Below are 22361 nucleotides of genomic sequence, written 5' to 3' on the forward strand. Positions count from 1 at the left end.
TGCGCGTGTTAGTCTTTGTGAAGGTTCGTGCCTGCGTTTGCGCGCAGGCATGCAGCCGGCCGGCAGCCAGTGACACAGTCATCTCCAACAAATTCATCCACCTTAGAAAGGAACCCTGACTGATGCCCCATCACACTCCCCTGATCGCCACCATTGTCGGAGGCCTGGTCCTGGCCTTCATCTTCGGGACCCTGGCCCATCGCTTGAAAATGCCGCCGCTGATCGGCTACCTGGTGGCCGGTATCGCCATCGGCCCGTTCACCCCCGGCTTCGTCGGCGACGCCGACCTGGCCCAGGAACTGGCCGAGATCGGGGTGATCCTGCTGATGTTCGGTGTCGGTCTGCACTTTTCGCTGAAGGACCTGCTCTCGGTCAAGAACATCGCCATCCCCGGCGCCGTGGCCCAGATCGCCATTGCCACCTTGCTCGGCATGGGCCTGGGCTGGCTGCTGGGCTGGCCGTTCGGCGAGGGCTTCCTGTTCGGCCTGGCGCTGTCGGTGGCCAGTACCGTGGTGCTGTTGAAGGCACTCCAGGAACGCCGCCTGGTGGAAACCCAGCGCGGCCGCATCGCCGTGGGCTGGCTCATCGTCGAGGACATTGCCATGGTGCTGGCGCTGGTACTGATTCCGGCGCTCTCCGGCATCCTGGGCGGCAAGGGCGAGGCACTCTCCGGCAATGCCGTGCTGCTGACCCTGGGGCTGACGCTGGGCAAGGTGGTGGCCTTCGTGGCGGTGATGCTCATCGTCGGGCGCCGCGTCATTCCGTGGATCCTGGAGCGCATCGCCGATACCGGCTCGCGTGAACTGTTCCGCCTGGCCGTACTGGCCATCGCGCTGGGCTTTGCGCTGGGGTCGGCTTATGTGTTCGGGGTGTCCTTCGCGCTGGGGGCCTTCTTCGCCGGCATGATCCTGTCGGAATCCGAACTGAGCCACCGTGCCGCCGAAGAATCGCTGCCGCTGCGCGATGCCTTCTCCGTGCTGTTCTTCGTCTCGGTGGGCATGCTGTTCGATCCGTCGATCCTGGTGCGCGAACCGCTGCTGGTGCTGGCCACCGTGCTCATCATCGTGGTCGGCAAGTCGCTGGCCGCCTGGCTGATCGTGCGCGCATTCGGTCACCCGAATTCGACGGCGCTGACCATTTCCGCCAGCCTGGCGCAGATTGGTGAATTTTCTTTCATCCTGGCCACACTCGGCCTGTCGCTGGACCTGCTCTCGCCGATGGCGCGCGACCTGATCCTGGGCGGTGCCATCCTGTCGATCCTGATCAATCCCTTGCTGTTCTCGCTGCTGGATCGCTACGAGGCGCGCCACGCCGAACCTGCCGACGTGCAGGATGTACCGCCCACGGTCGACCTGCGGGATCACGTGGTGCTGGTCGGCTACGGCCGGGTCGGCCGGGGCATCGGCGAGCAGTTGCGTGCGCAGGGCAAGCCTTTCGTGGTGATCGAGGCGCAGCGCGAACATCTGGATGCATTGCGCCAGGATGGTGTGCCGGCGCTGTACGGCAATGCCGCCCAGAGCGAGCTGCTCAAGGCCGCCGCTGTGGAGCGCGCACGTTGGCTGCTGGTGGCGATACCGGAAGTGTTCGAGGCCGGGCAGGTGATCGAAAATGCACTGGAACTCAATGCCGGCCTGAAGGTAGTGGCGCGCGCCCATTCCGATGCCGAGATCGAGCACCTGGAAAAGCATGGTGCCCAGCGCGTCATCATGGGCGAGCGCGAAATCGCCCGCGGCATGCTGGAGTCGGTGGGGCAGGGTGCCTGACGCCGGCCGAGCGGATTTGCGCTGCGCGCCTGCAGCATTTTTGTTCACGTGCTAAAGTCGCGGCTGCTGTTGCGGCGGACTCTTTGTCCGCTGCGCGGCAACAAGTTCTCGGGGCGGGGTGAAACTCCCCACCGGCGGTAATCAGGCGGCACCTGGCGGTGTTGCGTGTAGCCCGCGAGCGCCCGGCCTGTCGCCACGACGAGCCGGGGTCAGCAGACCCGGTGTGATTCCGGGGCCGACGGTCATAGTCCGGATGAAAGAGAACGGGATGTCCCGTGTCGTGCCGCTTTTTTGGCGGTGCGAGCGGCCGCGCATTCCCACGCCCTGTTTATTCATCGAACAGGAGTCCTGAACCATGTCGCAATCGCATCAATCGCATCTGTCTGCCGTACCTTCCCACCACGGTCAACGTATCGCCTTCGTCCAGGCCAGCTGGCACAAGGACATCGTCGACCAGTGCCGCATTGCCTTCACCGAGGAAATGGCCAAGCTGGGCTGGCCCACCTCCAGCATCGATTTCTTCGAACTGCCCGGTGCCTTCGAAATCCCCCTGCACGCCAAGGTCCTGGCCAAGACCGGCAAGTATGCCGGCATCGTCGCCAGCGGCCTGGTGGTCGATGGTGGCATCTACCGTCATGACTTCGTGGCGCAATCGGTCATCTCGGCGCTGATGCAGGTGCAGCTGGAGACCGAAGTGCCGGTCTTCTCGGCCGTGCTGACCCCGCATCACTTCCACTCGCACGGCGAGCATCACGATTACTTCCACCAGCATTTCCTGGTCAAGGGACGTGAAGCCGCGCACGCTTGCGCCACCACGGTCGCCAAGCTGGCGGAAGTCCGCGCAGCCGATGCTGCGCAGCGCAGCCTGAACGCGGCCTGAGGCCCGGCCCCGGCCGTCTGCGCTTCTGATGCAGGCGGCTGAAGCAGCGATTTCGGGCGATCCGTCGGTAACGCCCGCCGGGCGCGGAAGTGGGCAAATTTTGCTTCACATTGTGATTAACATTTGTGAAGCATTTGCTTACAACCCTTACGGCTTTCGCCTAGAGTTGTCAGGATTCGGGGGATATAGTCACGCTACGTCATTCAGAACAACGAGGAGCTATCGTGAAAAAGTCGATTTCCCTGATTGCCGGCATGGCTGTCTTTGCTGCCGTTGCCGGTCTGTCCGCAGCACCGGCCATGGCCGGGCATGTCTCCATCGGCGTCAATATCGGCGTCCCGGCTTACGTGGCTCCGCAGCCTGTGTACGTGCAGCCGGCCCCGGTCTATGCCCCGCCGCCGCCGGTGTATGTGCGCCCGGCACCGGTCTATTACGCACCGGCCCCGGTGTATGTGGAGCGCGAGTATTACCATCGCGGCCATCATCGTCACTGGCACCGTCCGCCGCCGCCTCCGGGCTACGGCTACTGGGGTCGTTGATCCCCGGGCAGCAGGCAAGAAAAATGGCGGCTTGAAGGCCGCCATTTTTTCGTTCCTACAACGCGTTCATTCAACGCTCTGCTATCGTGCACTGCTGAAATCAGGCATCCCTCATTTCTTCGCCGGTGCGGTGTCGTCATCGACATCCACCAGGAGATAGCGCTCGGCCGCGCCGAAAAAGCGATCGTAGAAGTCCGGCGAGCGGATGGTTTCGCTGGAGACGCGCACCATTGAATCATCGCTGGCGGCAAAGGGCATCGACACCGACCCCAACACGCTCACGCCCAGGCTGGCCGAGCTGTTGCTCTTCTTGATGCCGTAGCCATCCTGGGTGGCACTGGCGAACATGGTCGAGCTTTTGCCGTTGCCATTGGAGGCGCAGACCACGTGGAAGGCGATTTCCATGTGTTTGTCGCTGGCGGGTTGGAAGCTCTTGTTGCCATCCAGGGTGTTGTCGGTGGACTTGCTGATGACGTAGCCCTGGCCCAGCAAGGCGCGGCGGGCGGCTTCGCAGACGGCTTTTTCACTGCCGGGGAAGCTGCGCGAGAAGGCGCTGGTATCGTTGAATTCCTCCTGATGATAGAAGGCGGTCTTGCCGGTGGTGCAGGCGGTCAGGCCCAGCGTGGCGGCAGTGATGACGAAAAACGGGACAGAAAAACGCGGGCGCGGCATGCAGCGGATCTCCAGCAACAGTGAGGGGTGGCGTGAATTGTAAAGGATTCAGCTGGTACAGAGTTTGTGCGGATGGTAAAGATCCGTAACAGATGAAGTATCACCTGATGAGAACAGTCAATGAAGACGCGCGCAGGGCGGCGCCATGAAGGTAAAATCACTTGTCGAATTGCCTGACTGAAAGTAATGTTAGGAAATTATAGGGAGTGGTCTTCCATCGGGACGATCATGAATCTGCGCGGCAAGCCGTGCACATTCGCAAACGGCCTCGTCAAGGAACATGGATAAAAATCAAAAAGCGGAATTGGAGCGCATCCAGAAGGAGCTGGTGGACGCACACAATAAGGCTGCGTGGCAGATGGCCGCAACGATCATCAAGGCCTCGCTGGTCAAGAACGGCATGGACCAGCCGCCCACCCCGGCTGAGCTGGCCGACCTCAATGCCACCATCACCAATCTGCGCAGCGTGGCGGAGGATGCGCTGGAGTTGCTCAAGCGCTGACGGCCGGGCCCCGGCACTGTCGGCTGACCTGGCTGGCGCACTTGGTCAAGTCCAACGCAAAAAGGACACTTCCGTGTCCCGTTGCCTTACTCGTCATCTCTTTTGAATCAAGTGGTGGGGGTAGTCGGAATCGAACCGACACGGCCTTGCGGCCGAGGGATTTTAAGTCCCTTGTGTCTACCAATTTCACCATACCCCCGGTCTCGCAGTCGTCGCCATGCCGCACGCAGGTGGGCTGGCTGAACTGTCTTGGTCATCGCCTGTGCTGCCGCGATGCCGGCGAGGGCCGCCGGAAAAGGGACGCATTATAGCAGCGACTTGCGCCGCATCATTTGTTTTTTCCTGCGGAAATTTCTGAATTTTTCTTGCGACGGAGGCCGGCGCGTCCGTCGCGTCGTTTACCTTCGGCAGACAGCATTCCCTCCTGTTCCAGGCTGCCATTTCCGGCCGACAAGCTGTCTTGAAAGGGTAGAATGACGACTTCTTTCATCTGGAAGGCCCTCACCATGACTGAAGCGGTAGTCAAGACAGTGCAGTGCATTTCGCCCGCCGGCCTGCATACCATGGCCTACAAGGAGTGGGGCGATGCGCGCAATCCCAATGTGCTGGTGTGCGTGCACGGTGTCACCCGGGTCTCCGACGATTTCGACCGCATGGCCCGCGAGCTCTGCGATACCTATCGCGTGATCTGCCCGGATGTGGTCGGACGCGGCCGTTCCGGACGGCTGGCCAATCCGCAGTTTTACACGGTCCCGCAATACGTGAGCGACATGGTGACCCTGCTGGCACGCGCCGATGCCGAGATCGTCGACTGGTTCGGTACCTCCATGGGTGGCCTGATCGGCATGGGCCTGGCCTCGCTGCCGGGCAATCCCATCCGCCGCCTGGTGCTCAACGACATCGGCCCTTCGATCAACGGTGCCGCCCTGGCGCGCATCGGCGACTACATCGGCCAGGACGTGCGCTTCGATACCTTCGAGGAGGCCGCCCAGTTCATCCGTACCATTTCCGTCAGTTTCGGTCAGCACAGCGATGAAGAATGGCACAAGCTGGCCAAGGATGTGCTGCGCCAGAATGAAGAGGGCAAGTGGGTGCGCCATTACGACCTGGGCCTGGCGGTCCCCTTCAAGCTGACCACGCCGGAAGCCGCCAGCGCGGCCGAACAGATGCTGTGGGCAGCTTATGACGCCATCCGCTGTCCGACCCTGGTGGTACGCGGCGCCCAGTCCGACCTGCTGCTGCCGGAAGTGGCACAGGAGATGACCCGTCGCGGCCCCAAGGCCAAACTGGTGGAACTGCCCGACGTGGGGCACGCTCCCACCTTCATGCATGCCCCGCAGATCGATGTGGCGCGCCAGTTCCTGCTGGGCTGAGCGGCTCCCGATCCGATTACGTCTTTCATCACCGGCGCGCATTGCCGCCGGGTTTTATTAGGAAGGAAATTTCATGTCCGTACAACGTCTGCACGTCGGCAAGCGTCTCTCCGAAGTCGCCATTCACAACGGTACCGTCTACCTGGCCGGCCAGATCGCCGAAGACGCCACCCAGAACATCGAAGGCCAGACCCGCGAAGTGCTGGGTCACATCGACCGCCTGCTGGCTGAAGCCGGCAGCGACAAGACCAAGATCCTGTCGTGCCAGATTTTCCTCTCTGACGTGAAGGACTTCGCTGGCATGAACGCCGTCTGGGACGAGTGGGTCGCCCCCGGCAATGCGCCCCCGCGCGCCACCGTCGAAGCCAAGCTGGCCCGTCCTGAACTGCTGGTGGAAATCATCATCGTCGCTGCACAGAAGTAATTTATGGTTTCGGTTGCAAGTACCCAGGGCGAAGGCCTGGCGGCCATTACCGCCGGCCTCGGTCCTGACGATGTCGCACGGGTCGAGCAGGCGCTGGCCGAACTCGAGCCGCTGTATGCCGACAGGCAGATCCTGTCCGGGCAGAATGCACTGCAATTCGCGGTCTCGGTGGCCACCGTGCTGACGGCACTCAATGTCGATGCCGCCACCCGCATCGCCGGGCTGGCCTTCGAAGCCCAGATGCTGCATCCCGAGCTGGAAGAAAAGCTGGAAGAACGCTTCGGCAAGGAAATCGCCGAGCTGGTGGGCAATGTGCGCCAGCTGATGCGTTTTCACAGCCTGAGCTTCCAGCCGCAGAACCAGGAAGTTTTGCGCGGCAAGAACGCTGCCCAGCAGGCCGCCGCCCAGGTGGAAACCCTGCGCAAGATGCTGCTGGCCATGGCCACCGACATGCGCGCGGTGCTGGTGCGCCTGGCCTCGCGCGTGGCCACGCTGCGCTACTTCGCCGAGACCAAGCAGGAGAACGAAGCCAGCGCCCAGTATGCGCGCCAGACCTTCGATCTCTACGCGCCGCTGGCCAACCGGCTGGGCATCTGGCAACTGAAGTGGGAACTGGAAGACCTGTCCTTCCGTTTCCTGGAGCCGGTGACCTACAAGCGCATCGCCAAGATGCTGGAAGAAAAGCGGCTGGAGCGCGAAGCCTTCGTGGCCAACGCGATCACGCGCCTGCGCACCGAGATGGCGGCGCAGGATATCCGCGCCGAGGTCAGCGGCCGGCCCAAGCACATCTACAGCATCTGGAACAAGATGCGTGGCAAGTCCATCGATTTCTCCGAGCTCTACGATGTGCGAGCCTTCCGCGTCATCGTTGATGATGTGAAGACTTGTTATTCAGTGCTGGGCATCGTGCACAACATCTGGACGCCGATTCCCGAAGAGTTCGACGACTACATCTCGCGTCCCAAACAGAACGGTTACCAGTCCCTGCACACGGTGGTCATGGCCGAAGATGGCCGGGCGCTGGAAGTGCAGATCCGTACGCACGAAATGCACCACTTCGCCGAATACGGCGTGGCAGCGCACTGGCGCTACAAGGAAAGCGGCGGCTCCAATTTCTCGGCGCAGAAATATGACGAGAAGATCGCCTGGCTGCGTCAGCTGCTGGCCTGGAAGAACGAAGTCACCGATGCCGTGGTGGACCAGGAAGAAGTACGCCGCGATTGGGTGCAGAAGCTCAAGTCGGCCACGCTGGACGAGCGCATTTATGTACTGACACCGCAGGCGCGCGTGATCGAATTGCCCAGCGGCGCCACGCCGATCGACTTTGCCTATCACCTGCACAGCGATGTCGGCCACCGCTGCCGCGGGGCGCGGGTGGATGGCGTGATGGTGCCGCTGAACACCACGCTCAAGAACGGCCAGACAGTCGAGATCATCACGGCCAAGAGCGGTCCCGGTGTGGGGCCGTCGCGCGACTGGCTCAGTGCAGATTACACCGCCAGTTCGCGTACGCGCTCCAAGATCCGCGCCTGGTTCAATGCCATTGAGCAGCAGGAGACGCTTTCCGTCGGGCGCGGCTTGCTGGAAAAGACCTTGCAGCGCGAAGGCAAGACCGCCGTCAACCTCGAAGAGCTGGCCCAGAAGCTGGGCTTCGCCAAGGTCGATGACCTGTGCCTGGCACTGGCCAAGGAAGAATTCAGCCTGCGGCATGTGGAGCAGGCGCTGCATCAGGGCGAGGAAAAGAAGCCCGAGATCGATGACGAAGCCCTCATCACGCGCAAGAGCCGTGCATCGAGCATCGTGCAAGGCGCCAAGTCGGGCGTGCTGGTGGTCGGTACCGATGGCCTCCTGACCCAATTGGCGCGCTGCTGCAAGCCGGCACCGCCGGATGTGATCGCCGGGTTTGTCACGCGCGGCAAGGGGGTGTCCATCCACCGGGTCAATTGCAAGAACTTCGCCGAGATGAGCTTGCATGCGCCTGAGCGGGTGATCCAGACCACTTGGGGCGCGCCAGCACGCGATACCGTGTATCCGGTCGACATCTTCGTGCTGGCCAGCGATCGCCAGGGTTTGCTGCGCGATATCTCCGATATCTTCCTGCGCGACAAGATCAACGTGATCGGGGTGAGCACGCAAAGCGTGAAGGGGCATGCGCGCATGGCCTTCACGGCCGAGATCGGCTCGACCGAGCAATTGCAGAAAGCGCTCACGGTGATTCGCGAGGTCAAGGGTGTGATCGAGGCCAAGCGGCAGTAATGCCCGGGCGTCCGCTAGTGCAGTCAGGGGAGGGCAGGGAGGCTGGATGCTTGGCGAAATATGCTAACTATTTTTAATTTTTCATCATTTACCCCTTGGCAAATTTTGAAAAGCCTCCTATACTCTCGCTTCTTCGTTAGGCGCGTAGCTCAGCTGGTTAGAGCACTACCTTGACATGGTAGGGGTCGTTGGTTCGAGTCCAATCGTGCCTACCAATTCTTCTGGTTCCATTCGGAGCGGGTGAGTTGGGGCGAAGCAAACAAAAGGAGGCGCGTTCTCGGCTTCCTTTTTTGTTTTATCAAGTTCTTGCAGTCTTCGATAGGCGCGTAGCTCAGCTGGTTAGAGCACTACCTTGACATGGTAGGGGTCGTTGGTTCGAGTCCAATCGTGCCTACCAATTCGTTTGCTTCCTGATGGGGTAAAGGGGTTGGTTGAAGAAAACTGCAGAAATCAACAAAAGGAAGCGCATTGGCGGCTTCCTTTTTGTTTTTCTGCCTTCCTTTTCTTTCACTTCATTCCACCTTTCCTGTGTTCTGACTGCAGCTGACGCTGATCTCGCTCCGGCTGCGCGCCTGGCTTTGCGAAGGGTCAATCGCAGGTGTAAAAAAGCGCATCGCATGAAGGAATGTGCCAGATGTTTCGCGGAAGCATCTAAAAATGCTTTACACTTGCGTCGAATTTTTTCGGCAACAACATCTCCAATCCTCATTTTCACGGTTCAGCGAATTTTCCTATGGCAGCAGATGATCAGTATTTCCTCGTGGTTGATGACTTTTCGACGATGCGTCGCATTGTCAGCGGCCTGCTGAAGGAGCTCGAATACACCAAGATGGTGGAGGCCGATGATGGCTCTTCCGCGCTGAAGATCCTGGAGGCGGGTGCCTTGCCGGTGACCTTCGTGCTGACCGACTGGAACATGCCGGGCATGGATGGCCTGACGCTGCTCAAGAAGATCCGCGCAACGCCTTCTCTGGCGCACTTGCCGGTGCTCATGATCACGGCCGAAGCCAAGAAGGAAAACATCGTCATGGCGGCGCAGTCCGGCGCGGATGGCTATATCGTCAAGCCCTTTACGGCGGCCACCCTGAAGGAAAAGATCGAAAAGATCCTGGCGCGGCGCGCTACGATGGCCAACGCGTAATCGGCGGCTGAATCCGGATTTGGGTGCAGCTGGTCCAGAACGTATCAACGGCGTCCTCGGATGCCGTTTTGCGTTTGGGGATCAAGCTTGAGTTTCCGGCTGTCGAAGATGACGGAGTTTGCTTGTCATCGCTGTTTCCGGGAGGTCGCGGCGACCTGCAGGGCCGTGGTGACGGCGGTCCCCGGCGGTGCCATGCGGGAGTGGTGACGATGCCCGTGCAAAGTTTGCTATAATGCGCGGCCACGGTCTGATCTGTCCTTGTCGGCAGCGGCCTCCAGAATTCATCCCCTCATCTGTAAGAGCGAGAAAGGCAAACCGGTTATGACACCGCGAACTACCACCGAGGTTTTCACGCGACGCTAGTCGGGTTCTTTTTCGTCTTTTGAAAAAGCGCGGCTGGTCCGCGTTTTTTTTCGTCCTTCTTTTCGACATTACCCTCAACAGGCAAGGCAGCAAGGCTGCTGACATGGAGTGCACAATGGTTTCAGTTCGTCTTCCCGATGGTTCGCAACGCCAGTTCGACAACCCGGTCACCGTGGCGCAGGTCGCCGCCAACATCGGCACCGGCCTGGCCAAGGCGGCCCTGGCTGGCCGCGTCGATGGCAAGCTGGTCGATACCTCTTATCTGATCGACAAGGATGCCGACCTGGCCATCATCACCGACAAGGATCCGGACGGTCTGGAGGTGATTCGCCACTCCACCGCTCACTTGCTGGCTTATGCGGTCAAGGAGCTGTTCCCTGAGGCGCAAGTCACCATTGGTCCGGTCATCGACAACGGTTTCTATTACGACTTCTCGTACAAGCGTCCCTTCACCCCGGAAGACCTGCAAGCCATCGAAAAGAAAATGGCCGAGCTGGCCAAGAAGGATGAGCCGGTCACCCGCAAGGTGCTGCCGCGTGATGAGGCTGTGGCTTACTTCAAGTCCATCGGCGAAGCTTACAAGGCCGAGATCATTGCTTCGATTCCGCAGAATGAAGACGTGTCGCTGTACACCGAAGGCAGCTTCACCGACCTGTGCCGCGGCCCGCACGTGCCCTCCACCGGCAAGCTGAAGGTGTTCAAGCTGATGAAGCTGGCTGGCGCCTACTGGCGTGGCGACTCCAATAACGAGATGCTGCAGCGTGTGTACGGCACCGCCTGGGCCAAGAAGGAAGACCAGGAAGCCTACCTGCACATGCTGGAAGAGGCGGAAAAGCGCGACCACCGCAAGCTGGGCCGTGCGCTGGACCTGTTCCACTTCCAGGATGAGGCCCCGGGCCTGATCTTCTGGCATCCCAAGGGCTGGACCATCTGGCAGCAAGTGGAGCAGTACATGCGCCGCGTCTACCAGGACAACGGTTATCAGGAAGTGAAGGCGCCGCAGATCCTGGATCGCTCGCTGTGGGAAAGGACCGGCCACTGGGAGAACTATCGTGAAAACATGTTCACGACCGAGTCGGAAAACCGCGCCTATGCCCTGAAGCCCATGAACTGCCCGGGCCACATCCAGATTTTCAATTCGGGTCTGCACAGCTACCGCGACCTGCCGCTGCGCTACGGCGAATTCGGCCAGTGCCACCGCAACGAGCCTTCCGGCGCGCTGCACGGCATGATGCGCGTGCGCGGCTTTACCCAGGATGACGGTCACATCTTTTGTACCGAAGACCAGATCCAGGAAGAAGTGGCTGCCTTCAACCGCGTGGTGCGTGAAGTTTACGACTGCTTCGGTTTCAAGGAAGTGGCCGTGAAGCTGGCCCTGCGTCCGGAAAAGCGCATCGGCGCGGAAGAAGTCTGGGACAAGGCCGAGAACGCGCTGCGTGAAGCCATCCGCGCCTCCGGTTCGGAGTGGGAAGAGCTGCCGGGCGAAGGGGCTTTCTATGGTCCCAAGATCGAGTACCACCTGAAGGATTCGATCGGCCGTTCCTGGCAGTGCGGCACCATGCAGGTGGACTTCTCCATGCCGGCGCGCCTGGGGGCGGAATATGTCACCGAAGACAACAACCGCAAGGTGCCCGTGATGTTGCACCGGGCCATCGTTGGCTCGCTGGAGCGCTTCATCGCCATCCTGATCGAAAACCACGCCGGTGCCATGCCCTTGTGGCTGGCGCCAACGCAGGTTGTCATCCTGAATATTTCCGATGCGCAGGCGGATTATGTGCAGAACGTTGCACAAACGCTGAAAAAACAAGGGTTTAGGGTCGAGACCGATTTGCGCAACGAGAAGATTACCTATAAAATACGGCAGCATTCCATTCAGAAGCCGCCCTATATCCTGGTTGTCGGCGATAAAGAACGGGATGCAAACACTGTGGCCGTGCGAGCGCGGGGCAATGTCGATCTGGGCGTGATGTCCATCGACACCTTGGTGGAGCGCCTCAAGGATGAGGTGGCCGCCAAAGCCTGAGACGGGGAAGCCTAGGGCTTCCTCCCAGCGCAAGAGCACGGCTTAATTCATTGGATTTTAAAAGGAAACTGCAATAGCTACTGACAAGTCGCATCGCCTCAACCGCGAGATCACTGCACCGGAAGTGCGCCTTTCGGGTGTCGACAACGAGCCTCTGGGTATCGTCAGCCTGGCCGAAGCCTTACGGCTTTCCGAAGAGGCTGAAGTCGATCTGGTCGAGATTGCGCCCACTGCGCAACCTCCGGTCTGCCGTCTGATGGACTACGGCAAGTTCAAGTACCAGGAGCAGAAGAAGGCACACGAGGCCAAGCTCAAGCAGAAGGTCATCCAGGTCAAGGAAGTCAAGTTCCGTCCGGGTACCGATGATGGCGATTACAACATCAAGCTGCGCAACCTGACCAAGTTCCTGGAAGAGGGTGACAAGACCAAGATCACGCTGCGTTTCCGCGGCCGTGAAATGGCTCACCAGGAAATCGGCATGCGCGTGCTGGAGCGTCTGAAGGCTGATCTGGAGCCGTATGGCCAGGTCGAGCAGTTTCCCAAGATGGAAGGCCGCCAGATGATCATGGTGCTGGCGCCCAAGAAAAAGAAATAAATCGTTTATAACGTTTATATATTTTTCGTTTTTCCAGGTTGTACGTCGCAGTTTCAGTCTAGCCGTATCAGGACGACATCCCTCCGGTGTCGTCCATGCCGCAGCAGCCAGGGCAATCCAGGCGGTGGCGGCAGTGTAGGGCCGACAAAGGATTTGCTGGGCGCAGGCAACTGCGTCAGGCAAAAGCAGCGGGTTCACCCGCTGTCAAATAAGTGAGAGCAGGCATCCAAGAGCAGCGAGCGTGCTGCCACCTGCAATCATCAAAAAATGGAGCTGTCCGAAAGGACAGAGTTGCTATGCCTAAGATGAAATCGAAGAGCAGCGCGAAGAAGCGTTTTCGCGTCCGCCCGGGCGGTACCGTCAAGCGCGGTCAAGCCTTCAAGCGTCACATCCTGACCAAGAAGACCACCAAGAACAAGCGTCAACTGCGCGGTACCGAGGGCGTCCATGAGACGAACCTGAATTCCGTTCGCGCGATGCTGCCGTTCGCTTAACCTCACCATACACTAAGGAGCTACTATGCCTAGAGTCAAACGTGGGGTAACAGCACGTGCCCGCCACAAGAAAGTCCTCGCACTCGCCAAGGGTTACCGCGGCCGTCGTAAAAACGTCTACCGTATCGCCAAGCAAGCAGTCATGCGCGCTGGTCAGTACGCGTACCGTGACCGTCGTAACAAGAAGCGCGTGTTCCGCGCACTGTGGATCGCCCGTATCAACGCCGCTGCGCGTTCGCACGGCGTGACCTACAGCGTGTTCATGAACGGCCTGAAGAAGGCTGCGATCGAACTGGATCGTAAGGTCCTGGCCGATATGGCTGTCACCGACAAGGCTGCTTTCGCTGCCATCGTCAACCAGGTGAAGGCCAACATCGCTGCCGCCTAAATCGACAGCGTGTTTGCGGTAGCCGGCCGCAATATCGGACGCAAGTCAGACGAGCAGCCGGCGCTGCAAAATCCTGCGGGGCAGAGGTGATACACCGATGCCCCGTATGTTTTTGATCCACGGTTTCGTGGATTTTTTTGATTCACCTTCCGTGAATCCCTTCTTTTCGACTTCGTCGTCGGATTTTCGATTGGAGCGAGACTTACCGCATGAATCCCCTAGACCAACTCCTGGGCCAACTGGTCACGCAGGCGCAGGCTGATTTCGCCGCCGCGCCCGACGCCGCCGCACTGGAAAACGCCAAGGCCAAGTACCTCGGCAAGACCGGCCAGATCACCGAGCAGATGAAGGGACTGGGCAAGCTGGCGCCGGAAGAGCGCAAGGTACAAGGGGCGATCATCAACGTCGCCAAGGAACAGATCGAAACCGCGCTGACCGCACGCCGCGATGCACTGGCCAATGCCCAGATGCAGGCGCGCCTGAATGCGGAAGCCATCGATGTCACCTTGCCGGGCCGCGGCCGTGGTGTGGGCGGCATCCACCCCGTGATGCGCTCCTGGCAGCGCGTCGAGGAAATCTTCCGCTCCATCGGTTTTGATGTCGCCGACGGTCCCGAGATCGAGACCGACTGGACCAATTTCACCGCATTGAACAGCCCCGAGAACCACCCGGCGCGCTCGATGCAGGACACCTTCTACATCGAAGGCAACGACACCCAGGGCAAGCCGCTGCTGCTGCGTACCCACACCAGCCCGATGCAGGTGCGCTACGCCCGCATGAACAAGCCGCCCATCAAGGTCATCGCACCGGGCCGCACCTATCGTGTTGACAGCGATGCTACCCACTCGCCGATGTTCCATCAGGTCGAAGGCCTGTGGATCGCCGAGGACATCAGCTTCGCCGACCTCAAGGGCGTGTACCTCAACTTCGTCAAGGCCTTCTTCGAGACCGACGACCTGCAGGTGCGCTTCCGCCCCTCATATTTCCCCTTCACCGAGCCTTCGGCCGAGATCGACATCGCCTTCGGCAGCGGTCCCCTGAAGGGCCGCTGGCTGGAAGTCTCCGGCGCTGGCCAGGTGCACCCGACGGTGGTGCGCAACATGGGTCTGGATCCTGAACAGTACATCGGTTTCGCGTTCGGCTCGGGCCTGGAGCGCCTGACCATGCTGCGTTACGGGATCAACGACCTGCGCCTGTTCTACGAAGGCGACCTGCGCTTCCTGAAGCAATTCAATTAATTCGATCACGCAGGACGCCGCGCTGTCGTGGCGTGCCTCCGGCTCATAGCCGATAGCTGAAAGTCTGAATCATGCAATTCTCTGAAAACTGGCTGCGTACCATGGTCAATCCGACCATGACCTCGGATGAACTGTCGCACCTGCTGACCATGTCCGGTCTGGAAGTTGAGGAAGTCGAACCGGTTGCGCCTCCCTTCACCAATGTGGTGGTGGGCGAAGTGCTGGAAGTCTCCAAGCATCCGGATGCGGATCGCCTGAACGTGTGCCGCGTGAATGTTCATACCGGCACCATCCTCAACATCGTCTGTGGCGCGCCCAACGTGCGCGCCGGTCTCAAGGTGCCTTGCGCCATGGTCGGTGCCGTATTGCCGCCGGGTGCCGATGGCAAGCCCTTCGAGATCAAGGTCGGCAAGCTGCGCGGCGTGGAGTCGCAAGGCATGCTGTGCTCGGCCCGCGAACTGAAGCTGTCGGAAGATCACGGTGGCCTGCTGGAGCTGCCCGACGATGCACCGGTCGGCCAGAATTTCCGCGACTATCTGCAACTGAACGACCTGAAGTTCACCATCAAGCTGACCCCCAACAAGGCGGATTGCCTGTCGGTGCTGGGTGTGGCACGTGAAGTTTCTGCGCTCACGGGCACCCCACTGAAGGCCCCGGTCTATCAGGCCGCCGCCGTCAACCTGGACGAGAAGCTGCCGGTGCGCATTTCCGCGCCCGACCTGTGCGGCCGTTTTGCCGGCCGCGTGATCCGTGGCCTCAATGCCAAGGCCGCCACCCCGCAGTGGATGAAGCAGCGCCTGGAGCGCAGCGGCCAGCGACCGATCTCGGCGCTGGTGGACATCTCCAATTACGTGATGCTGGAGCTGGGCCGTCCCTCGCACGTGTTCGACCTCGACAAGATCCATGGCGGCCTGGACGTGCGCTGGGGCCGCAAGGGCGAATCCCTGAAGCTCCTCAACGGCAATACCGTGGAAGTCGATGAGTGGGTCGGCGTGATCTCCGACGACAAGGAAATCGAATCCCTGGCCGGCATCATGGGGGGCGATGCCACTGCGGTTTCGCTGGACACCACCAACATCTACCTGGAAGCCGCATTCTGGTTCCCGCAGGCGATCCAGGGCCGTGCGCGCCGCTACAACTTCTCGACCGATGCCGCGCATCGCTTCGAGCGTGGCGTCGACTTCGCCACCGTGGTCGATCACATCGAGCGCATCACCGCGCTGTTGCTGGAAATCTGCGGTACCCCCGAGACCCGCGTCGGCCCGGTCGACGACCAGATCGTCAACCTGCCCAAGCGTGAACCGGTCGCGCTGCGCACCGCGCGTGCGGCCAAGGTGATCGGCGTGGAGATCACTGACGAGATGGTGTCGGATATCTTCAAGCGTCTGGGCCTGTCTTTCGACTACCAGCCTGGCCTGTTCTCGGTGACGCCGCCGTCCTATCGCTTCGACATCGAGATCGAGGAAGACTTGATCGAAGAAGTGGCCCGCGTCTACGGTTTCGAGAACATCCCGGCACTGCCGCCGGTAGCCGCCAATGCCATGCGCATCGCGCCCGAGAACACCCGTTCGCTGTTCGCCATCCGCCGCCTGCTGGCCGATCAGGACTATCAGGAAGTGGTCAACTTCAGCTTCGTGGAAAGTGCCTGGGAAGCTGACTTCGCCGGCAACACCGATCCCATCAAGCTGTTGAACCCGATCGCCAGCCAGATGAGCGTGATGCGTTCTTCGCTCATCGCCGGACTGGTCGCCAATGCACGCTACAACGTCAACCGCAAGGCAGCGCGTATCCGCGTCTTCGAAGCGGGTGCCGTGTTCCACAAGAACGCCGCCATCACCGATGGTCCGCTGGCTGTCGCCGGTTTCGAGCAACCCAAGCGCGTGGCCGCATTGGCCTATGGTCCGGTGGCCGAGGAACAGTGGGGCCAGCCGACCCGCAACGTCGATTACTTCGACGTCAAGGCCGACCTGGAAGCGCTGTTCGCGCCGCGCGCGCTGCGTTTCGTCAAGGCCGAACATCCGGCGCTGCATCCTGGACGCACTGCGCATGTACTGCTGGGTGACAAGGTGGTCGGCGTGATCGGAGAATTGCATCCCAAGTGGCAGCAGAAGTACGACCTGCCGCTGGCCCCCGTGGTCTTCGAGGTGGATGCCGAGGCGCTGCAGGAGCGTGACCTGCCGTCCTACTCGGAAATCTCCAAGTTCCCGGCGGTCAGCCGCGACATCGCTCTGGTGGTCAAACACTCGGTCGGTGCGCAGCAATTGCTGGACGTTTTTGCCGCTGAAAAGCAGGCCAATCCGGATTGCGGCATCTTGCAAGCCCTTGTTTTATTTGATGAATATCAAGGCAAGGGGCTGGAAGCGGACGAAAAAAGCCTTGCGTTCCGCTGCACCTTGCAAGATACTCAAAACACCCTTCAGGATGACAAGGTTGACCTTGCGGTGAATGCACTGGTGGCCGCGGCGAGCGCCAAGCTCGGCGCCAGGTTGCGTGCCTGATGTGATGTCCGAGAGCGAAAATAATTACAGACCGGAATCGGTTGAGGCCCAGTCATTCATCGCCATGAACAACGTGAATTCGAACGAATTTCAATCCGTGCTGGACGCCGACCTGCATCGTGCCGTACTGGAATCCCAGGCACGTTCGCAGGCCGACAAGAACCTGCCGACGCTGACCAAGGCCGAGCTGGCCGAACTTTTGTTCGAGCAGGTCGGTCTGAACAAGCGCGAAGCCAAGGACATGGTGGAAACCTTCTTCGACGAGATCCGCAACGCTCTCGAACGTGGCGAGGCCGTCAAGCTGTCCGGCTTCGGTAATTTCCAGCTGCGCGACAAGCCGCAACGGCCTGGCCGCAATCCCAAGACTGGCGAGGAAATCCCCATCACTGCGCGCCGCGTCGTGACCTTCCACGCCAGCCAGAAATTGAAGGAAATGGTGGAACTCTCCAGCGGCGACGCCGTTGAAATGTCCGTCTAATCTATGAACGATCGTGTCAACAAACCGGCGGCCATCGTCTTGCCGCCCATCCCGGCCAAGCGTTATTTCACGATAGGCGAGGTCAGCGAACTGTGCGGTGTGAAGCCGCACGTGTTGCGCTACTGGGAACAGGAATTCACCCAGCTCAAACCGGTGAAGCGCCGCGGCAACCGGCGTTATTACCAGCACCATGAAGTGCTGTTGATCCGCCGCATCCGTGAACTGCTGTATGAACAAGGCTTCACCATCAGCGGTGCCCGCAACAAGCTTGACGGCACGCACGAGGCCGAGCAGCCGCAAGAGCCGCAGCGTCCCGTCATCAGCCTGGACGAGGCTGCCATCGATGCCTTGCGGACGGAGTTGCAAGCCGTGCTGGAAACCCTGAAGCCCGGGGCTGCCGCCTGATTTACGTGCCAGGGTTGTTGCGCCGGAGATCTTGCCGACCAACATAAGCTTTCTCGCTTCCCAGTTTTTATTTTTACGCGCCACACGCTGGTCCTCATCGGCCACCGTGTGGCGTGTTCATTTCCGGGGTGCTCCCGGCCAACAGACGGAGATCTCACCATGAGTCCTTATCAATGGCGTCCGATGCGGGCGGCTGACTTGCCGCACGTGATGGCGATCGCTGACTTGGTTCACGCTGGCTATTTCGAAGCAGAAGAAGTCTTCGCAGAACGTCTGGCCTTGTTTGCGCCTGGCTGCCGGATCGCCGTGCGTAGCGGGCAAGCGGACGGCACCGAGCAGGTCATCGGTTACGCCTTCATGCATCCCGCTCGTCTAGGCGTGCCGCCATCCCTCAACAGCTTGCTGAACGGACTGGATACTGCGGCAGATTGCCTGCATCTGCATGATGTCGCGCTGCTGCCGGCGGCACGCGGCTCCGGGCTCGGGCGGGAGTTGGTGGACGATCTGTGCCGTGTGGCTGAGCAGGCGGGTCTGCCGATGGCGACCTTGGTGGCGGTGCATGCATCAAGTGCCTACTGGCGGGCAGCGGGATTTGCCGAGGATGCGCAGGCGCTGGCAGGGAAGGGTGGGAGTCTGGCCAGCTATGGCGAGGGCGCGCTCTACATGTCCAGGCGGTTACGCTAGTGCCGGTGCTTGCCTTGGCGGAAGATTGATTGTTGTCAATGTGGCAAAAAGTTAACGCTCGCGCGTTAACGAGTTTTTCACTTGATCAATCGACAACTGTTGTCTTAAAATTAATGAAAAATTTACAACAGTTTGCTTGGATTTGCATCTTCCAAGCGCGATCAATTCACTTCCGCCACCTGGTCTGACAAGCGAAGGCGGCATCCTTTATAAGGGGTAACGTTCCATGTCGCGTCTTTCCAGGTCGGCGCTGGCCGGTGTTGCTGTCTTGCCTTTCCTTTCCCTTGGTGTGAGTGCTGCTGCGCAGGCCGCCGTGGCCCCGCTGACTGGCGCTGAAGCGCTGCAGCAGTTCAACCTGGTGGTGCTGGGCAGTGCCGCCTCCAATTCGCACGTCGATGGCCGGGCCTGGATCGGCGGTTCGGTCACGGGTGGTGACTATGTGCAGCACTACGGCAGCACGCCCGCATCGAACTACGCCGGTCTGACCGTGATGGGGACGGCGAGCGGTCTGCATGTCAACGGACTGGGATCCTATATTGGCGGCTCCCTCGTTGGCTCCACCGTCAACAGCGGTTCCAGCTATATCGCCGGTTCGGTGATCGGCAGCAATCTGAACGGCCCGGCCTACGTGGCGGGCAGCACCATCGGGGTCAACTTCAATGGCGGCCGCTCGTCGTCGCCGAGCACGCTGATGCAGACCAATGCCGATGCTGCCGGCTCGACCAATTTCAGCAACACGCTAACCAGCCTGTCCAATAGCCTCAAAACGGCTGCCGCCAACAGCACGGTCTCCGTCGCGAACAACAAGGCCACCTTCAATGCCGTGGCCAATAACCAGGGTGTCGCGGTCTTCAATCTGGATAACACCACCAGCGCGTCGGTGTTCTCGGTAGGTGAATTTTCCTTCGCTGCCAATGGTGCCAGCACCATCATCATCAATTCCAGCGTGAGCTCGGCGATCATCGGTGCCAACTTCCTGGGTGGACAAGCGCAGTCGTTGGGCAAGTCCATCGTCTGGAACTTCTACAATGCGACCAGCCTGATCATCAACAATCAGTTCGGCGGTTCGATCCTGGCTACCCACGCCAGCCTGACCAACAACCAGAACATTGAAGGCGGAGTGTTCGTCAACAGCTTGATTCAGAACGCCGAGCTGCACCTGCAATCCTTCACCGGCAACCTGGCCGCGGTGGCCCCGGTCCCCGAGCCTGAGCAATATCTGATGATGCTGGGTGGTCTGGCCATCGTGATCGGTGTGGCGGCGCTGCGGCGTCGGCGCGTGGCGCTGCCAGGTATGCAGGCAGCCTGAGCCTGCATAGTATTCCCAAGAGCAAGATCGTCGATGCCGTTCAGCGCGATGCTGAGCGGCATTTTTCTTGGTATCGGGGGAGGGTTGGTGTCAGAGCGGCTCATGCCGCATGTAGACCTCGGAGCGACCGGACAGCGTCTTGGCCACTTCCTGTAGGAAGCTCTGGGTGGGTGCTGGCTTGTCGAAGCCGGTCATCATGAGCGCAGCGGCCAGGCCCACCGGCAACAGCAGGTGACGCAATGGCGGGGGCGACTGTTGCAGTGAGCGGCCGAAGGCCCAAGCAGCGCCGGCACCTACCAGCAGGCCGAGCATGACTTCGGATTCAGAGTGGACCTTGATCATAAGACGAGACAGGCCGACGGCAGTTACCAGTAGAGCGGTCAGCGTGAGTGCCAGCGCACGCCGTACGCGGCTGCTGTCTTGGGTGAGCAGCAGGGCAATCGAGAGATAGAGGGCACTGGAAGAAGCGGTATGTCCACTGAATCCGGTGAAATTGAGCATCGGCAGGCTGATGTCCCACCCCATGAAGAGCAGCTTGCTGATGACGACGATCATCATGGCGCTGCCAAAGGCAACCAGCCAGGCGAACATCGGACGCCACATCTGGTTGATACCCATCCAGAGGGCCAGGATGCAGGCGCCGGGAATGGTCATGGTGCTGTCGCCAAGAAAAGTGATGGTGTGCCAGTTCATTCAGTTAAGTGAAAGGGAGGGATCTGGGAAATGTTGCCAAGGAAGATTGGCGGCTTGTGCGGCGCGGTGAAAGCGCTGTGACTGTTGTTGCAAGATAAACGTTCAGTGTTTGCTGCAATGCGATATAAATAGTTTGTGTGATTTTGCGATTTTGTTATCAAATTGAAAAATTGCCGCTTGTCCTACAAGCCCCTGCTGTTTTGTCTGATTGCTGCAGTTTTAGGGGCGCGTATCCTTACGGGATTCTTTTCTACAGGGCAATGTAGCACACATTTTTTTGCCTAAATCTAAAAAATGATGCATGATTACTTCTAAATTTTTCTGTGTTGCAGTGCAGCAATGCGGACGCCAAACATTGCCATTGTTTTAAAAGTAAAACTAAAAAGAAAGGGCGCTGATTCGTGATGCCACGGCAGTTTCGCAATAGCAGCAAGCGTAAGACCCGGGTGCGGATGTGCGCTCTGATGGTGTCGGTGACTTGCCCTTTTGCATACGCGGCGGACCCCGGTCAGGTGGTTGTTCCGTATGTGCAGTATACATATTTGCATGACGATAATTTGCTGCGTCTGAGTGGACCTGATGCGGCGCGTACTTCGTTGGGGTCGCCCCAGTTGTCGGACAATGTGCAAAGTCGGCAGGGCGGTCTTCGTATCGACAAGATGCTCAGTCGCCAGCATTTTCAGCTCGATGCAAGCGCGACCAAGAATACGTTTGATCATTTCAGTCAGTTCGACAATGATGCGCGGGATTTGAAGTCCGATTGGGGCTGGGTGCTAGGAGAGCGCTTGTCCGGTAACTTGGGTTACGTCTACTCGAGGTCATTGACGCCTTTCCAGAACTTCCGGTCGCTTGAGCCCAACATCCGTACGATGAATACCAAGTATTTCAACTTGGCTTGGCAATTGCACCCTGACTGGACGGTGCGCATGCAGGCATCGCGGTTCGGACTTGCGTACGACCTGCAGACCCAGCAGTCGAACAACTTCACGCAGAATATCGCGGAAGTCGGCCTCGATTACACGCCGCGCAGCGGGAGCATCGCTGGCGTGCAGGTGCGCAGGACGACTGGTAACTATCCTTTCGATGCCGTCATCGGAACGAGTACGGTCAATAACTCCTTCACGCAGGAGGACTACAAGGCCAAGATCGTTTGGTTGTACAGCGCCAAGACGAAGTTGCAATTCCTCGGTGGTGTCACGCAGCGCGAGCGCAATTCGGCGGCGAGTGGTTCTGATTATCGCGGGTTCAACGCGCGACTGATCGCTGATTGGGCTGCGACTGGTAAAACTGGTTTCAAGGCTAACCTGTGGCGTGAAATCGGCGGCGTCAATGATATCGATGCCAACTTCGCGTTAACCACCGGTGCCAGTCTGGCAGTCACCTACTTGCCTACGGCCAAGCTGCGGGTAGATGGCTTGGTGGATTACGAGCGTCGTAATTACAACGGCGCTGCCATCGTCACTGGTGTCACACCGTCCAACCGGCGGGATACGTATGAAAAGGCAAGTCTGAGCCTGACCTATTCGCCAACGACCTCCCTGTCCCTTATGTTGGCGGTCTACCGTGAAAACCTGCAGTCAAATCTGAACAGTTTTAGTTATTTGTCCAACGGCATCTCCCTGACATCGCGCTATGAATTCTGA

22 protein-coding genes, 3 tRNA genes and 1 riboswitch are annotated in these 22361 nt (G+C 59.8%); of the genes, 21 read left to right on the forward strand and 4 right to left on the reverse strand.

Features of this window, described 5'->3' with window-relative positions; all coding sequences use genetic code 11:
- The first annotated feature begins 122 nt into the window (after window positions 1-122).
- The 3 genes from ybaL (at window position 123) to ACWFUC_RS15110 (ending at window position 3182) form a co-directional block, all read left to right on the forward strand.
- The gene (ybaL, locus tag ACWFUC_RS15100; protein WP_489625326.1) at window positions 123-1763 is read left to right on the forward strand and encodes a YbaL family putative K(+) efflux transporter; all 1641 of its coding nucleotides are present in this window, start codon (window positions 123-125) and stop codon (window positions 1761-1763) included.
- A 100-nt stretch (window positions 1764-1863) separates the two neighbouring features.
- A riboswitch (FMN riboswitch) is annotated at window positions 1864-2032 on the forward strand.
- Between the two features lie 86 nt (window positions 2033-2118).
- The gene (locus tag ACWFUC_RS15105; RefSeq protein ID WP_489625327.1) at window positions 2119-2643 is read left to right on the forward strand and encodes a 6,7-dimethyl-8-ribityllumazine synthase; all 525 of its coding nucleotides are present in this window, start codon (window positions 2119-2121) and stop codon (window positions 2641-2643) included.
- Between the two features lie 224 nt (window positions 2644-2867).
- Window positions 2868-3182 (forward strand): hypothetical protein, encoded by a 315-nt coding sequence (locus ACWFUC_RS15110; protein ID WP_288066047.1) that lies wholly within the window; start codon window positions 2868-2870, stop codon window positions 3180-3182.
- 111 nt (window positions 3183-3293) lie between these two features.
- Here the strand turns inward: ACWFUC_RS15110 and ACWFUC_RS15115 are convergent, their stop codons facing one another.
- Window positions 3294-3854, reverse strand: a complete 561-nt coding sequence (locus ACWFUC_RS15115) for a DUF2242 domain-containing protein (RefSeq protein WP_121039598.1) — start codon at window positions 3852-3854, stop codon at window positions 3294-3296.
- A 328-nt stretch (window positions 3855-4182) separates the two neighbouring features.
- Here ACWFUC_RS15115 and ACWFUC_RS15120 point away from each other — a divergent pair, with 328 nt between their 5' ends.
- Window positions 4183-4356 carry a hypothetical protein gene (locus tag ACWFUC_RS15120; protein WP_227022621.1) on the forward strand — a complete coding sequence of 58 codons (174 nt, stop codon included), beginning with the start codon at window positions 4183-4185 and terminating at the stop codon, window positions 4354-4356.
- Between the two features lie 112 nt (window positions 4357-4468).
- Here the strand turns inward: ACWFUC_RS15120 and ACWFUC_RS15125 are convergent.
- A tRNA-Leu gene (locus ACWFUC_RS15125) sits at window positions 4469-4555 on the reverse strand.
- Between the two features lie 129 nt (window positions 4556-4684).
- Window positions 4685-4846 (reverse strand): hypothetical protein, encoded by a 162-nt coding sequence (locus tag ACWFUC_RS15130; protein ID WP_489625328.1) that lies wholly within the window; start codon window positions 4844-4846, stop codon window positions 4685-4687.
- A 16-nt stretch (window positions 4847-4862) separates the two neighbouring features.
- Here ACWFUC_RS15130 and ACWFUC_RS15135 point away from each other — a divergent pair, with 16 nt between their 5' ends.
- The 16 genes from ACWFUC_RS15135 to ACWFUC_RS15210 all read left to right on the forward strand — a co-directional run bounded on the left by ACWFUC_RS15135 (window position 4863) and on the right by ACWFUC_RS15210 (window position 20025).
- Window positions 4863-5729, forward strand: coding sequence for an alpha/beta fold hydrolase (locus tag ACWFUC_RS15135; protein ID WP_489625543.1), 867 nt, complete (start codon window positions 4863-4865; stop codon window positions 5727-5729).
- 73 nt (window positions 5730-5802) lie between these two features.
- Window positions 5803-6153 (forward strand): RidA family protein, encoded by a 351-nt coding sequence (locus ACWFUC_RS15140; protein WP_008328017.1) that lies wholly within the window; start codon window positions 5803-5805, stop codon window positions 6151-6153.
- A 3-nt stretch (window positions 6154-6156) separates the two neighbouring features.
- Window positions 6157-8409, forward strand: coding sequence for a RelA/SpoT family protein (locus ACWFUC_RS15145; protein ID WP_209569113.1), 2253 nt, complete (start codon window positions 6157-6159; stop codon window positions 8407-8409).
- Between the two features lie 138 nt (window positions 8410-8547).
- Window positions 8548-8624, forward strand: a tRNA-Val gene (locus ACWFUC_RS15150).
- 105 nt (window positions 8625-8729) lie between these two features.
- Window positions 8730-8806 (forward strand) — tRNA-Val (locus ACWFUC_RS15155).
- A 336-nt stretch (window positions 8807-9142) separates the two neighbouring features.
- The gene (locus ACWFUC_RS15160) at window positions 9143-9550 is read left to right on the forward strand and encodes a response regulator (RefSeq protein ID WP_209580743.1); all 408 of its coding nucleotides are present in this window, start codon (window positions 9143-9145) and stop codon (window positions 9548-9550) included.
- A gap of 478 nt (window positions 9551-10028) precedes the next feature.
- Window positions 10029-11936: a threonine--tRNA ligase gene (gene thrS / locus ACWFUC_RS15165; protein WP_489625329.1), complete on the forward strand. Its 1908-nt coding sequence runs from the start codon at window positions 10029-10031 to the stop codon at window positions 11934-11936.
- A 73-nt stretch (window positions 11937-12009) separates the two neighbouring features.
- Window positions 12010-12531, forward strand: coding sequence for a translation initiation factor IF-3 (infC, locus tag ACWFUC_RS15170; protein ID WP_083859511.1), 522 nt, complete (start codon window positions 12010-12012; stop codon window positions 12529-12531).
- A gap of 296 nt (window positions 12532-12827) precedes the next feature.
- Window positions 12828-13025, forward strand: a complete 198-nt coding sequence (gene rpmI, locus ACWFUC_RS15175; RefSeq protein ID WP_006712688.1) for a 50S ribosomal protein L35 — start codon at window positions 12828-12830, stop codon at window positions 13023-13025.
- A 25-nt stretch (window positions 13026-13050) separates the two neighbouring features.
- Window positions 13051-13413, forward strand: coding sequence for a 50S ribosomal protein L20 (gene rplT, locus ACWFUC_RS15180; protein ID WP_006712690.1), 363 nt, complete (start codon window positions 13051-13053; stop codon window positions 13411-13413).
- Window positions 13414-13622: 209 nt separating this feature from the next.
- Window positions 13623-14651, forward strand: a complete 1029-nt coding sequence (gene pheS / locus ACWFUC_RS15185; protein WP_034331543.1) for a phenylalanine--tRNA ligase subunit alpha — start codon at window positions 13623-13625, stop codon at window positions 14649-14651.
- Window positions 14652-14722: 71 nt separating this feature from the next.
- Window positions 14723-17149 carry a phenylalanine--tRNA ligase subunit beta gene (gene pheT / locus ACWFUC_RS15190; protein WP_489625330.1) on the forward strand — a complete coding sequence of 809 codons (2427 nt, stop codon included), beginning with the start codon at window positions 14723-14725 and terminating at the stop codon, window positions 17147-17149.
- A 64-nt stretch (window positions 17150-17213) separates the two neighbouring features.
- A complete protein-coding gene (locus ACWFUC_RS15195) occupies window positions 17214-17627 on the forward strand; it encodes an integration host factor subunit alpha (RefSeq protein ID WP_051057415.1) in 414 nt (137 codons plus the stop codon).
- A gap of 3 nt (window positions 17628-17630) precedes the next feature.
- On the forward strand, window positions 17631-18032 hold the full coding sequence (locus tag ACWFUC_RS15200; RefSeq protein ID WP_034331538.1) for a MerR family transcriptional regulator: 402 nt from the start codon (window positions 17631-17633) through the stop codon (window positions 18030-18032).
- 159 nt (window positions 18033-18191) lie between these two features.
- Window positions 18192-18716 carry a GNAT family N-acetyltransferase gene (locus ACWFUC_RS15205; protein WP_286866407.1) on the forward strand — a complete coding sequence of 175 codons (525 nt, stop codon included), beginning with the start codon at window positions 18192-18194 and terminating at the stop codon, window positions 18714-18716.
- A gap of 226 nt (window positions 18717-18942) precedes the next feature.
- Complete coding sequence (locus ACWFUC_RS15210; protein WP_489625331.1) at window positions 18943-20025, forward strand: choice-of-anchor A family protein; 1083 nt, start codon at window positions 18943-18945, stop codon at window positions 20023-20025.
- A 90-nt stretch (window positions 20026-20115) separates the two neighbouring features.
- Here the strand turns inward: ACWFUC_RS15210 and ACWFUC_RS15215 are convergent, their stop codons facing one another.
- The gene (locus ACWFUC_RS15215) at window positions 20116-20679 is read right to left on the reverse strand and encodes a phosphatase PAP2 family protein (protein ID WP_402706952.1); all 564 of its coding nucleotides are present in this window, start codon (window positions 20677-20679) and stop codon (window positions 20116-20118) included.
- Window positions 20680-21182: 503 nt separating this feature from the next.
- Here ACWFUC_RS15215 and epsL point away from each other — a divergent pair.
- Window positions 21183-22361, forward strand: a complete 1179-nt coding sequence (gene epsL / locus ACWFUC_RS15220; protein WP_489625332.1) for an XrtB/PEP-CTERM-associated polysaccharide biosynthesis outer membrane protein EpsL — start codon at window positions 21183-21185, stop codon at window positions 22359-22361.

The sequence above is a fragment of the Herbaspirillum sp. Her4 genome (assembly GCF_057961335.1).